11 protein-coding genes are annotated in these 13,823 nt (G+C 38.6%); all 11 read right to left on the bottom strand.

The genetic code is table 11. The features are described from left to right. Nucleotides 1-936 (bottom strand): CAP domain-containing protein (locus GPK60_RS13405; RefSeq protein WP_252191407.1); only part of this gene is annotated, 936 nt, incomplete at its 3' end. A gap of 252 nt (nucleotides 937-1,188) precedes the next feature. Continuing rightward, nucleotides 1,189-1,818, bottom strand: a complete 630-nt coding sequence (locus GPK60_RS13410; protein WP_215660646.1) for a hypothetical protein — start codon at nucleotides 1,816-1,818, stop codon at nucleotides 1,189-1,191. A 16-nt stretch (nucleotides 1,819-1,834) separates the two neighbouring features. Further along, the gene (locus GPK60_RS13415) at nucleotides 1,835-3,127 is read right to left on the bottom strand and encodes a CAP domain-containing protein (protein WP_215660648.1); all 1,293 of its coding nucleotides are present in this window, start codon (nucleotides 3,125-3,127) and stop codon (nucleotides 1,835-1,837) included. A gap of 192 nt (nucleotides 3,128-3,319) precedes the next feature. Continuing rightward, the gene (locus GPK60_RS13420) at nucleotides 3,320-4,039 is read right to left on the bottom strand and encodes a hypothetical protein (protein ID WP_215660650.1); all 720 of its coding nucleotides are present in this window, start codon (nucleotides 4,037-4,039) and stop codon (nucleotides 3,320-3,322) included. A 255-nt stretch (nucleotides 4,040-4,294) separates the two neighbouring features. Continuing rightward, entirely contained in the window at nucleotides 4,295-8,533 is a 4,239-nt protein-coding gene (locus tag GPK60_RS13425) for a leucine-rich repeat domain-containing protein (protein WP_215660653.1), read from the bottom strand. Nucleotides 8,534-8,572: 39 nt separating this feature from the next. Continuing rightward, nucleotides 8,573-9,301, bottom strand: coding sequence for an ATP-grasp fold amidoligase family protein (locus GPK60_RS13430; protein ID WP_215660655.1), 729 nt, complete (start codon nucleotides 9,299-9,301; stop codon nucleotides 8,573-8,575). Nucleotides 9,302-9,459: 158 nt separating this feature from the next. Continuing rightward, nucleotides 9,460-10,824, bottom strand: coding sequence for a hypothetical protein (locus GPK60_RS13435; RefSeq protein WP_215660658.1), 1,365 nt, complete (start codon nucleotides 10,822-10,824; stop codon nucleotides 9,460-9,462). Beyond that, nucleotides 10,802-12,037: an O-antigen ligase family protein gene (locus GPK60_RS13440; RefSeq protein WP_215660661.1), complete on the bottom strand. Its 1,236-nt coding sequence runs from the start codon at nucleotides 12,035-12,037 to the stop codon at nucleotides 10,802-10,804. The genes GPK60_RS13435 and GPK60_RS13440 overlap by 23 nt, the downstream gene beginning before the upstream one ends. A 17-nt stretch (nucleotides 12,038-12,054) precedes the next feature. Further along, nucleotides 12,055-12,978 (bottom strand): glycosyltransferase, encoded by a 924-nt coding sequence (locus tag GPK60_RS13445; RefSeq protein ID WP_346727791.1) that lies wholly within the window; start codon nucleotides 12,976-12,978, stop codon nucleotides 12,055-12,057. Continuing rightward, on the bottom strand, nucleotides 12,899-13,084 hold the full coding sequence (locus GPK60_RS15465; protein WP_252191411.1) for a hypothetical protein: 186 nt from the start codon (nucleotides 13,082-13,084) through the stop codon (nucleotides 12,899-12,901). Before GPK60_RS15465 ends, GPK60_RS13445 begins: the two co-directional genes overlap by 80 nt. Next, nucleotides 13,053-13,814, bottom strand: a complete 762-nt coding sequence (locus tag GPK60_RS13450; RefSeq protein ID WP_215660666.1) for a CpsD/CapB family tyrosine-protein kinase — start codon at nucleotides 13,812-13,814, stop codon at nucleotides 13,053-13,055. The genes GPK60_RS15465 and GPK60_RS13450 overlap by 32 nt, the downstream gene beginning before the upstream one ends. Nucleotides 13,815-13,823 lie beyond the last annotated feature (9 nt).

Genomic DNA, 13,823 nt, shown 5'->3' on the forward strand with positions numbered 1-13,823 from the left:
ACAGGTGAATTTTTTTTCGCCTTCTTCTGTGCAGGTTGCTTCTGTTATGATCTCTCCCTGATCCCAATGATGTTCACACCTATACACATTTATCGTTGGCATATCTGCTGCTGTCAGTCCGTACAAAGATGCCGTCAATGTCGTGCTTCCTTCTGCTACTCCTGTAATTTTTCCATTGCTATAGGTGGCAATGGAAGGATCATTTACTGAAATAACCGGCAGATCTGTCACGATCGTATCGCTTCCAAAAACAGTAAGCTTAGCCGTAAGCTTTACTTCTGTTGATTCTCCGGTTCGGAGGCTATAGGAAGTTTTGTCAAACGCTACTTTAAGACCCGTAACCTTGCTTTTCGGCACCGAAAGGCTCATGGTTTGCTCACTGTCATTTGCTGTTGTTTCCGTGGTATTAACAGAAGTTCTGTATGCAAATTCTTCTACCCAGTAATGACAGCCATCCAGGTAAACATGCCCAATTCCAACACAATTAAACTTAGGATTCAGCATATTCCTTCGATGTCCCTGTCCGTTATACGGCTCGCCATCTTCACGCCATGCCGCATTTACTGCTTCTGCTGTACGATATCCCATTGCAATGTTCTCTCCGGCTGCACGATAAGTGATACCTTCTTCCTCATAAATACTGAAAAAGCTTTCACCGTTTGGTCTTCCATGATCGAACAATAATGCAAGTTCTGCTGCACGCTTCGTTGCAATTCTCTCCAGATCATAATCGTAAGCAAGCTCGTTCAGGTTATCATATCTGGTTTTTGTTTCATTATCCTCATTCCAACACCATGCATCGAAGCTGTCTGTTCTCATCTCATTGATCATGTCAAAGATCTTTCGGCCTTCTGTCTGACCATATTTTACCGAGATATTGACCGGAATGATTTCTGCTGCATTTACCTTCTTTGGAATCACCATAAGAAAACTCATGCAAAAGAAAAATAACAATAACTTTGAGGTCGCTTTTTTCATAGATTCACCTGTCCTTCCTATAAATAATGTTGTTGAAAAAAAATAGCCTTTTCTCCACGTTACCGAGAAAAAGCTATTTTGTCAACTGTTTTTATTTTATTACTATAAATGAGCAAGTTCGTGATTTTGCATAAAAGAAAGGCACCTTAATTTCGATAATGTTGTATAATGAAAGTGACCAAACAAACAAAACCACGATTAACTATCTGTTTAAATATTAACATTCTCCGTTCTCACTCTTTTGATATCTGTAATCACAAAACCGTTTTTGTTTTTCGCTTTCTTCAGAGTTATTTTCAGTCTTCCCATATAGCGATAATAAGTATTTGTCAACGTATCTTTCATATTCACATCATAACTAACACTGTATTTCTTACCGTTTTTGAGAATCTTAACAATCTTCCCTGTCGGAAGTCCTGTTCCCCAATTTCCACCCACATAACAAATCGCATTATCTTTGTTTACAATCAAATCGGAAGGCTGTTTCCACGTATAACCTGAGAATTTTTTCAGTTTCACTTTTTTGTTTCCGAAATAAAGTTTCATATCTGCAGCACATTTGTTTTTGGCATAATCAAGAGATTTTCCATGAATGGATAACAAATTATTATAATATACCATTGTAGTTCGCGTATAGATGTCATACTTAAATTTCATGCCCTTTCCAAAGCTGTAGCCAAAATACAGATCAAATTTCTTGAGCATTTTTGAAACTGGTTTTTTATATTGTGCTGTCACATTCTTTGATGCTGCCTGTGTTGTAATTGTCGCTGCATTGCTAAAATTCAAAGCAAATGCTATGAGCAACGTCAGTAGGATTCGTTTTTTCCATTTTTTCATTCTGTTGCTTCCTTTCCTATTTCACTTTTACCGTGCAAACTGCTTTCTTCTTACCGGAAATCACCGTAATCTTGACTTTTCCTTTCTTCTTTGCCTTAATCTTTCCTGTTTTGCTGACTGTCGCAATTTTTCTATTGGAAGTCCTGTAAACAATCTTATCCTTGCTGTCTTTCGGTGTTAAGGTAACTTTCAGTTTAAAGGTCTTACCCTTCTTCAAGATCAGCTTTTTACGGTTCAGTTTGATCTTTTTGGTTGTCTTCTTAACTGTCTGAGGTTTCTGATTCTGATCCTGATTCGGTTTTGTATTCGGAGTTTCTGTCTGCTGTTGATTCTTGTCCTGATCTTTTACTTCCGTTTCTTTTTGATCTTTGTCCGAATCTTTTGTTTCCGTTTCCTTCTGATCTTTGTCTGTATTGTCTTTATCTCCCGATTCATGCACACTGACTGTCGGCATATTTGCTGCTGTCAACCCATACAGGGATGCCGTTAATGTCGTTGTGCCTTCTGCAAGTCCGGAAATTTTTCCATTATTATAGGAAGCAATGGAAGCATTCGCCACCGAAATGGTCGGCGTATCCGTTACAATTCTGTCCACTCCAGCAGGCCACTGACCTGAAACTGTAATCATAGTTTTTGTAAGATTAGCTTCTGTTGATTCACCTGCACGAAGAGTGTACGAAGTTTTATCAAATGTTGCCTTAAAACCTGTAATCTTGCTGCTGTCTACAGAAAGAGCTGCCGGCTGCTCACTGTCATTTGCTACTGTTCCTGTTGTATTAACAGAAGTTCTGTACGCAAACTCTTCTACCCAATAGTGATATCCATTGTAATAAACATGACCGATTCCAACACAGTTAAAATCAGCACTCAACATATTTCTGCGGTGTCCCTGTCCGGCATAGTTCTCGTTATCTTCACGCCATCCCATATTTACCGCTTCTGCTGAAAGATATCCTGCTGCAATATTTTCTCCTAATGCACGCCAGTTCGTAATGCCTTCTTCTGAATAAACGCTGAAGCTTCTTCCACCGTTCGGTCTGGTATGGCTGTAGGATAATGCAATTTCCGCTGCCCGCTTCATTGCAAGCCGTTCCAGATCATAGTCGTATGCAAGCTCACTCAGAGCACTGCACGTAGTTTTTGTGGTATCATCCTCATTCCAGTACCATGCATCGGTACTGCTCGTCCTCATCGCATTGATCATGTTAAAGATCTTCCGAGCTTCTGTCTGACCATACTTTATTGAGATGTTGACCGGAATGATTTCTGCTGCATTTGCTTTCTTAGGAATCACCATCAAAAAACTCATGCAAACGAAAAACAACAGTAACTTTGAGGTTGCTTTTTTCATAGATTTCACCTTTCCTTCCTATTAAATAATGTTGCTGAGAAAAAAAATAGCCTTTTCTCCACGTTACCGAGAAAAAGCTATTTTGTCAACTGTTTTTATTTTATTAATTATGTACGCTCTGTCGTTGTACTCTCCGATCATAGCCAAGTGTTATTCATACCAGTTTCCAGTCGGTCCCTTTCCAGGATAATATCCAAATTCTACTTTCTGCGTAGCCTTTGTTTTTACATTCTTAAACTCTGCATACACGGTCGTTCCTAAATCTTTAATCGTCACTGTTACTTTGGAATTATTCTTTATTTTTTTCGTACTGGTCACGCCGCGTCCCATGCTGCTGGCAGATACATGCCACAGTTCTAATTTTTTTAATTTCCAGCCTTTTTTCGGTTTGATGCTGATTGTTCCGGTAAGATCCTTCTTTTGACTGCAAAACTGATAATTTCCTGACTTTTGAAAATACTTTTTATAATCTTTCTTTCCGATTTTAAATGACCGACACGGATTTTCATATTGTACGACGGTAACTTTTTGTTTTAAAGTTTTTCCGTTATACTGAAATGAAATATTTGTAACACCTACTTTTCGAATATCAAGGCTTATAGAACAATAGCCATTCGGCCATTTATTCAATGTAACTTTGGCAACTTTCGAATTGGAACTTTTCAAATTTGTTATTTTTGCATTTTGAACAGCATTACGAACCAATACAAGTTTTCTAGGCGAGTTAGGTCCATCTTTATATATATTGTAAGTTACGCTCTTATCAACAGATGGACTTGCCGCCTGTGCTCTTAATGCTCCTACATTCATTAAGCCAAACATAAATGCAAACATCATTAACGTCATCCTGATTTTTCTGATTTTCTTCATATCTTTCGCTCTCCTTTTCCTTGTTATCATTTATTCTTCACCATTTCCATATTGTTCGATCAATTCTTCTATAAACACTACGCTCCTTTCTTTGTCATGTGAATATGGAAACTGTGGAAAATTCATTAAAATACCTGACATAGTTTTTCATTCTTTTCTCATAAAACATTCTTTCCCATTTCGGAAACTTTTTGTTTCATAAGCTTTTTATTTTCTGTTTTGGGAAAATATATAATCTCTTCTTTTGTCTTTTAATTATTTGACTGTTAATTCCGCACCGTCTGTAGTTACCTGATTCCCATCTTTATCGGTAATTACGCAGCGATATTTCTGTCCATTTCGATAAGCATATCCTCTTACGGTCTGTTTATTAGTATCAAAGCCAGAAAGTGTTGAATTGTACCATTTTGTTCCGTTTGAACTGTACTGCCATTGATAAGTCAGACCTTCTCCGGTTGCCTGTACTTCAAAAACGGCATCTTCTCCCGCTATGACATTCTGATTGGATGGCTGTGCCTCAATTACAATGCTTTCTGTTGTTCCTATGATCAGCTTTGCTTTTTCTGTGATCACCTGGTTGCCATCGGCATCTGTAATTACGCATCGATACATCTGATTGTTTCGATATGTATATCCCTTTACGGTCTGCTCCGCCGTGTTATATCCTTCCAAACCAGAATTGTACCATTTTGTTCCATTGCTGCTGTACTGCCACTGATATTTCAGTCCGCTTCCCTGTGCCTGCACGGTAAATACGGCATCTTTTCCAACCGAAACAGTTGTATCAACTGGCTGCGTGATGATCTGGATCTTCTCTGTTTCTCCAATTGTAAGTACTGCTTTTTCTGTAATCATCTGGTTGCCTTTGCTGTCCGTGATCACACAGCGGTACATCTGACCGTTTCGATATGTATACGCCTCTACCGTCTGTTTTGCGGTATCATAGCCATCCAGTGCTGAATTGTGCCAGCTCTTTCCGTCTTTGCTGTACTGCCACTGGTAAGTCAATCCTTCTCCGCTTGCTTTTACAGAAAAGATAACCTTTTCTCCAGCAGATACACTCTGATCCTGCGGCTGTTCTGTGATCTCTACCGCACTTAATACCGTAAGTTTTGCAGTATTGGAAACGATTTCATTTCCATGCTCGTCCTTTATGATGCAGCGATAGAACTGACCATCACGGTAACGATATCCAGTTACTTTCTGCGTGTCTGCTGCATTTCCTTCCAGTGCTGAATTACCCCATGTTTTTCCGGCATTATTGCTGTACTGCCACTGATAAGTCAGTCCATCTCCGACTGCTTTTACAGAAAAGACTGCTTCCTCACCCTGGGATACTTCCTGATCCGATGGCTGGAGTATGATTTGGAAAGTATAGCTTCCTGTTCCGCCTGATCCACTGCCACTGCCGGAACCGCCCGTTCCAGATCCGCTTCCACCGGAACCACTGCCACTTTCTGATCCACTTCCGGAGTTTCCACCGCTCTCAGAACCACCATTTCCACTTTCGTTTCCACCAGTACTGCCGCTTTCGCCTCCCTGTGATCCGCTCTCACTTTCATTACCGCTTCCGGATTCGCCGCCGGAAGATCCGGAATCTGTTCCTTCATCTTTTCCAGGTTCTCCTCCGCTTCCGCCGCCGGTTCCTTCAGAAGGTTTTTCCATCTCTTTTGCTATCCATGTTATTTTTCCGCCATAATTCTGCAGCATATCTGCTGTCCATGCTGGATTATTGGACGGATAATAGCATGTTGCCTTAATATCCCATGCATTTGCATTAATAGCCGGTGCACTCCATCGAAACGTTACATTTTTCAAACCTTTACATTGCAGAAATGCATCTTTTGCTATCGTTTTCATGTTTGCTGATATAGATACTTCTGATAAATGATAACAATAAGCAAAAGTTCTGTCACCGATATTCGTAACTCCATCTGGTATGTCAATACTTTCAAGGCTTCCACACCATAAAAATGCCACATCTCCAATTGATTTTAAAGTACTTGGTAATTTAACCGAATTAAAACTGCGAGCACTGTAATACTCTCCAAATCTTGCATAGTCTCCACATGAAGAAAATGCTCCTTCTCCCAACGTTTCCAATCCCTCCGGAAGAACCACACTCTCTAACTCATAGCAACTTGCAAATACATAATCTCCGATGGTTTTCAATTTACTTGGAAATGTTACTTTACGCAAATGATTTGAACCACAGAATGTCTTATCTGGAAGAATATCCAGTTGTTCCGGCAAAACTACTGTTCTTAACTGACTGTCTTCAAAAACAGCTGTTCCTAATTTTGTTACTTTTTCCGGCAAAGTCAATTCTCTTGTTCCCAGCTGATAAAACGCCCGACTTCCTATCGATTCCAAAGTTTTTGGAAATACAACAGACGTTGTTTTACTGCATCCATAAAAAGTTGCTTCTCCAATGTGTGTGATTCCATCACCTATCTTGATGGATTTAATGGATGTTCTATTTTCATACCACGGAGCATAATTGGAATCTTTCACAGAATAATCATACATATCACCTGTTCCTGTAAGTACTAAAGTTCCATCCTCCTGAAGCTCCCAGGTGATATTCTCTCCGCATTTGTAAAAATCGTTGCCGATTTCTTCGCCTTCATAAGTCCAGATTAAATTTCCGCCATAATCTTCCGACAAGATTTTCTTAGTCCAAGTCTCATCCGGGGTATACCAACAAGTTGCTGTAATTGTATGAAAAGCATTGCTCGCAATCGCCGGGGCACTTCCTTCAAAAGTAACTTTTTTCAGATTTTGGCAAGCTTCAAATGCCTGATTCTTTATTGCTGTCAATGTTTTAGGAAACGTAAGCTCTGATAAGCCAATACATCCATTAAATGCCTTTTCACCAATTGTCTGCACAGATTTGAACGTAATATTAGAAAGATTCGTGCAACCACTAAATACAGAATCTCCTATTGTCTGTAATTCTCCTCCAAATGCCAGATCAGAAAGACCGATACACCCAGAAAACGCAGAGTCTCCTATCTCTTTCACTGAGTCTGGAACATGTATTTCCGTTAAGCCGACGCAGTTTCGAAATGCATATGCCCCAATTGTCTCTACTCCTTCCGGTAATATCACCTGACTTAGTTTTCCTGCATTTTCAAATGCTCCACCTCCTATTGTTTTCACATTTTTTCCTATTGTAACTTTTTTCAGATTGCTGCATTCTTTAAATATATTCGCCCCCATTGTAGTTACACTGTCTGGAATTGTAATATTCTCTAAAGAAGTACAGTAACCAAACATATTATTTCCAATTTTTGTCAAACTTTCAGAAAGTTTGATTTGAGACAAATTGCTGCATCCCAAAAAAACATTATCGCTTATTGCTGTAACACTATCTGGGATATTAATTTCTGTAATTCCCGTGCATCCACTAAAAGCATTACTTTCTATTGTCGTGATGCTATCTGATATATCTATTCCCATTATTCCTGTGCATCCGTAAAAAGTATCATTTTTTATCTCTGTAATGCTATCTGGAATCGCAAAATATGTTAATTTCTCACATCCGGCAAATGCTCCTTCACCGATGCTGATCACACTTGATGGAATGTGAATATCCGTTAATGACGTACCGCCAAATGCATGAGCACCTATACTGTTGATTTCCTTGTGCAGAACTACTTTCTCCAGATTTGTTACACCACAGAAAGTCCAATCCTTTATATCAGTAATACTTTCTGGAACGATAACTTCTGTAATCTTTTCTCCATTTAAATATAAATTCGCATTTCCATTTATATTAAATGGAGTTGAATACACTCCATCAAATTGAATTTTGCACCATGCCTCCAAATCCGATATATAAACCGCCTGAAAATCTGCATATGGGCTTGGACCAATAAAAGCATCTTTAATATGCTTCACATTTTTTCCCATGGTTACTTTTTTCAGGTTATTACACCATTCAAACGCATGGTCTTCAATAAATGTCACATCATTTCCTATTACGATTTCTTGCACAGATTCACATTTATAGAAAGCATACTTACCGATACTTGTTATTCCATCTTCTACTACGATTTTAACTGCCTCTCGTGCTTCAACTCTCCATGGCGTCATCGCAATACCGAGCGATTGTTTATACTCAAAGTCTCTTATTGCACCTTTTCCACTGACGGTCAGCACTTTTGTAGTCTCATCGTAACTATAGCTGATTTCATCCTCCGTGACAGTCTCATCCTGCACCGCTATATTATCTTCTTCCGCACTCTCTTCTTCTATGTCCTCCTCCGCTATACCTTCAGCCTCAATACTTGTTTCTTCCGTATTGTTTTCCACATTGTCAATATCATCTTTAACATCACTTTCGCTCTGTTCTTCTAAACTTTCATACTCACACTCTTCTGTTTCCTGCACATTTTCCTGTGCATTCACCCACATTCCTGTTGATATGTTTCCAAGACCTAATGTCGCACATACCAATAAAGCCAGGAGTTTTTTTCTTCTTTTTTTCATCATCCATGCTCCTTTCCGTCATCGCCTTTGCAAACACTTCTATATGTTCCACTTATCACCTACTTCCAGTTGAAATTTATCACTGAAATTTTTCAATACTCCTGTTGCCGGAGTGAATGTCAGCTCGCCAAAATACACTTTTCTGTCTACTTCATAAAGATCTACTCTTACAAACGCCAGTTCTTTTGCCAGTGTTTCTGCAATCTCAATCATCTTTTCAAATTGCTCTGGTTTCTTTATGCCCTTTGGATTATTTTCTGCATCAATGATAACTTCCGGTCTGTGTGTCCAGTCCGGCATATAAACATCCAGATACGCACCTTCGGAACGCTCTGTACAAATGAGCACAAACATCACTTTCCCATTGCAGCAATGAAACTTGTAATCTATAATTTCATCTTTTGTTTCCAGATACTTTTCACACAGAATCCTTGGTCTGATTTTCTGATAGTGTAACTCTAGCGATACATATGCCATATTGCAATGCATCCAGAAATTCACTTTTTTTCTCAGAGCTTTCTCGTTCAACTTGGACTTATCTTTGCAAATTTCATTCATATCACAGCCATGCGTAGCTTTCAGCACAAACTTTTTCGGCAAAGTTTCAAAATTAATTTCATCAAAACGATTAAAAATCCCATACAATGGAACTAAAATTTCCTGCTGTCCTCTTTGACGTATATAATTTCTGACTTCATATTTATCTGTCAATCTCGCCATTTGCTTCAGATCCGATCGATAATAATGATATAAAAGTTTTTCATTCAATTTCCTTGGATGTTTCAGATCAAGATTTCGTTTTTGATATATTTTTGCATTTAAAACCTTTGCTCTCTCCACTCCAATAATTGCTGCCAGACACCGATTTGCCCCTGCAATTCCCAATCGACCAATCCACCGAATGGCATAACTTTTTATGTGCATGATCACTCCTTCTTGCGATCCGCAATCATTCGAACCGCACTTTTTTCATTTTTCCATTCCTGTATAAAAACAACTGCAAAAATCATTCCCGAAAGAAAAATCATTGCCGTCACTGATTTTTCCAGAGCTAATATCTTAGCCAAAGCAATCGCTGCAAGCGGCAGACACCACCATTTGATGTATTGTTTCATGGTAACCGGTGCCTGTTCCATCCACCTGCATACAAAGAAATATTTTCCTCCTGCTTCAATCACTGTCTGTATACATAAACCATATAAAACAAACAAAGAATCTTTTGAAAAAAGCACCATTACCAGTAACATGATTACCATGGCTATTTCACGATAATCATTATCCTTTTTCTCGTTATCCGTCATCTGCATGAGTCCGCCGCAAGGTCCAAGTGTTGCTGCCACAAGAAATACAACCGAACAAAGCACAAACAGATTTTTATATACCAGCAGCTCTTTTGCCAGAATACCTAAAATGACGTCTGGAAAACCTATCAGTACAACTGCCATAGGACTGACAAACAACATCTGCATCCTCATAATAGACTCAAAACTGTCACGTATTTTTTCTTTTTTTCCTTCGTGATAAAATTTTGAAAATTCCGGAAGAAAAATTTTAGCAGTCGGCCCGGATATAAAATTAACCAGTTTTTTCACAAGCATTACGATACTTACAACGCCTGCTTCAAATGCTCCTCCGAAAAAGTACTGCAATACTATCGGCATTTGTCCGATCATTGCCTGGAGAATATCTGCTTTCTGGTAAATCCCCCACTTCTTTATCGAAATTTGTTCTGATACATCATATAAATCTTCTTTTCTTACTGCAAAAAAGAAAAGGATACAAATATACTGAACCAGGTATAGAACAATCAGGGCATAAAAATTTAAGTGTCCTGTATGCATCAAAACCGCAGCTCCGATTAGAAGAAACAATCTTCCAAGAACATATTCTCCTATGATGGCATTTGTTGCCTGCCCACGTGCGATCATCTCACTGCTATTATCCATCACAAGTAATTCTAAAACGGTAATACATGGAACTAAAATATAAAACCTTCCTCCAAAAATAATGGAAATAGCAGATGTTAAAACAATGACTGGAAAAACATATCGAAGATAATATTTCCATCTGAATTTTTTTATAGATGTATTCTTGTCAGAAATATAGAAGGTATTGCATTTCACCAATCCTGAAAAAAAGATCCAGAAAATCAGATCTGCCGCATTGATCCAAGTCGAATATAAACCATATTCTGCCACTCCGAGCTTCCTTGTGATCAATATCTGCAATAACACTTCCAGTACTGCCCCAATGCCTTTGAGCACTATACTAATCAGAAATATATAGTTCATCTGTCATACCTCTTTTGTCAGAAATCCACAACATCATCATGGTTTCCCATACTCCACAAGTTGCTGAAATTCGAAAAGTCAGAGAAATCAATACTCCTATAAACATAAGAATCAATGTCCACCCTGTCCATTTTGATGTCTGGCAAGTCTTTAAAATCTGACTCAGCAAAATCAAAAATGCTATTCCGCATAAGATCACACCCAGAATACCCTGTTTAAACAAAATCATATACCAATAATTATGTACGGTAGATTCTGTCATAAGTTTATGTACCATCCAGTCTTTTCCAGATGCCGCTTCTGTCAGTACCGCATAATATCCTTCCAGATGCTCCGCTCTTCCACCAAGCCCAAATCCGAATATTCTGAAAAACCATGGCGATATTGCAAAAATTTCTTTAATAAATCGATTTTCATAAACACGATATCCAACGGACTCTTTTAAACGAAGCAGACTTATAAACTCATTTCTTATATCACTTGAACATACAAATAAAATGACTGCAAATAAAATTCCAAGTATCAATATCCCTTTATTTTTCCTTTTCTGCATCCAGGCAAAACCAATTGGAATAAGCGTTAATGCCGCCATTACCATGTATCCTCTTGTTCCGGATAAAATGATAACGATCAGATTGACTGCTAAATAGAAATAGATCCTGTTTTTGCTCCACCATTTGGGATTTTCAAAATACAGACTGCACAATAATGGTATCAACCCTACCGAAAGCGATCCGCCAATTGCCTGATTATTGATTGCAAGCCTGTTTTCCATATCCCCATAAAGCAGCAAGTAAACTGCCAGAAGTACTTCTGTAAATGTAATACATTTTACAATAAACATGCCTTCTGTTATGAAAAAATAGCCGTTCTCATTCTGCTTTGTCACAAACAACAGTCCGAAAAATAAGAAGCCATAACGTGTCAGCAACACACTTGCCGTTGTCCAGAACTCCTGATACATAAGCCCTGTCACAGAATAAAATCCCATATACAAAGCATACAGTACAGTAAACAGCAAAACTCTTTTTATTGGCATAAAGGATAACATCACAAAAAAGAAATAGATCGTAAATGAAAAATCCATATTCTGCATTGCCGTTAATGCCAGCAGATAAATACAACTGTAACAAGTTATCTGCCTGATCTGATTTCCTCTGTAACAGAACATACTTACCATACAAGCTGCCGTCATCAAAATAATTGAAAGCATTTCTTTCCCCTTTTATCCTAAAATACTTTTAAACGAATTTTATAAATCCAGGCATTTATCGGTTTGGGCACCAACTGTGCAGCCCACAGCCCTGCCTGTAACATCTGATTACGCAGATTTTTTTCTCCTTTCCAGTTCTGTAGTGCCTTTCTCGCCATCTTTTTTTCACCGGCAAGAATACTTGTAAAAATATAAGCTGTCATTTTCTTATCATATTTTCTCTGAATTGCCTCGATTTCTGTTACTGTACGTGCCGGATTTATGAGTTCTTCTTCCAGATCCTGAATAAATGCTCCAGCCCAGGCAATTTTTACACGCGTGCGGGCATTAGATTCTGCAGCTCGGTTATAATCCACACAAATATCAGCTGAATACGCTACCCGTGGGTTATTTCGTGCAACTCTCGCCCACATGTCCAGATCCTGCCCGATCTTTTCCTGTGGTTTAAAACACCCCGCTTTTATCAGGGCTTCTCGCATAATAACCGTTGCAGAAGTCCATACAAAATCATAACCCTTTCCCAACATCGTCCAGTAACTTTCCAGACATCCTGTTTTCGGCACTAATCGTAATGAATAATTAATTTTTCCATTTTTCATATGAACAGCATAAGCTGTAACAAAAATATCACTTTGCGGATATTTTTCTATCAGTGTTCTTATCGTTTCCAGATAATTTTCTCTCCATATATCATCCGCATCCAAAAAGGCTATATAAGTCCCTGAAGCGTGATGAATTCCTGTGTTTCTCGCAACAGAAACTCCAAGATTCGGCTGAGTAATAATCTTAATTTTATTTGATTGAACTCTTTTCGCTGCTTCAAGAGACCGGTCGGAAGATCCATCATCCACAACAATCACTTCAAAATCCTGAAAGGATTGTCTCAGTACACTTTTTAAAGTATTTTCTATATAATGTTCTTTGTTGTACAGTGGTATCACTACGCTGAATTTCATTTCTTTTCTCCTCTGCTATGACTTCCTGAATTTCCTGATTTACTGCTGTCTTCCCACTGTCAATACTTCTTCCATCCTCGTTTCTGTCCATATGTATTTTGATATCCTTTATAATGGTAAGCTGAGCGAAGTCCTGCTGTTTTTCCATCATATCTTGTCAGTACTGCACCTAATACTTTGACATCTACCGCTTCAAGATGCTGCTTTGCCATTCTGATCGTTCTTCCCGGTGTGAATCTGGAGCGTACGACGAGCAAAGCACCATCTGCCATTCTCCCAACCACTGCTGCATCGGTCACCACTGCAACCGGAGGCGTGTCTAAAATCACATAGTCATAATGTCTTTTTAACACTTCAATGATTTCTTTCATCCGTCCCTGATTCAACAATTCTGATGGATTTGGCGGTAATGTTCCTGCGTGGATAACACTGATTCCCAAATCTTCTAATCCAATCACACATTCATTCAGTGCCATTCCGGATGTCAATATGTCCGACAAACCTTTGGTATTTTTATCTAACTGCAAATAATCACAAAAAGTTGGCATACGAAGATCACATTCCACTAAAATGACAGAATGTCTGTTTTCTGCCAAGGACAGTGCCAGATTAATTGCTACCGTACTTTTATTTTCATCCGGCAATGCACTGGTAACCAGTATACTTTTTGCATTATTTGTTGAAGATGCAAATTCCAGATTCGTACGTAATATTTTAAATGCTTCCACATAAGTAAACGGTGCCTCCCTTGATGTGATCGATTTAAATTTTTGTTTACCTTTAAAATGCAAACTGTCTTGTCTTTTTTCTCTTTTTTTCATGCTGTACAT

This window comes from Ruminococcus sp. MCC718 (assembly GCF_018783905.1).
GTDB classification, from domain to species: domain Bacteria; phylum Bacillota; class Clostridia; order Lachnospirales; family Lachnospiraceae; genus Hominisplanchenecus; species Hominisplanchenecus faecis.

Coding starts and splice junctions, on each gene's coding strand:
- GPK60_RS13410 (WP_215660646.1), bottom strand. CDS start 1,818: ATGAAAAAATGGAAAAAACGAATCCTACTGACGTTGCTCATAGCATTT.
- GPK60_RS13415 (WP_215660648.1), bottom strand. CDS start 3,127: ATGAGTTTTTTGATGGTGATTCCTAAGAAAGCAAATGCAGCAGAAATC.
- GPK60_RS13420 (WP_215660650.1), bottom strand. CDS start 4,039: ATGAAGAAAATCAGAAAAATCAGGATGACGTTAATGATGTTTGCATTT.
- GPK60_RS13425 (WP_215660653.1), bottom strand. CDS start 8,533: ATGAAAAAAAGAAGAAAAAAACTCCTGGCTTTATTGGTATGTGCGACA.
- GPK60_RS13435 (WP_215660658.1), bottom strand. CDS start 10,824: ATGAACTATATATTTCTGATTAGTATAGTGCTCAAAGGCATTGGGGCA.
- GPK60_RS13440 (WP_215660661.1), bottom strand. CDS start 12,037: ATGCTTTCAATTATTTTGATGACGGCAGCTTGTATGGTAAGTATGTTC.
- GPK60_RS15465 (WP_252191411.1), bottom strand. CDS start 13,084: ATGGACAGAAACGAGGATGGAAGAAGTATTGACAGTGGGAAGACAGCA.
- GPK60_RS13450 (WP_215660666.1), bottom strand. CDS start 13,814: ATGAAAAAAAGAGAAAAAAGACAAGACAGTTTGCATTTTAAAGGTAAA.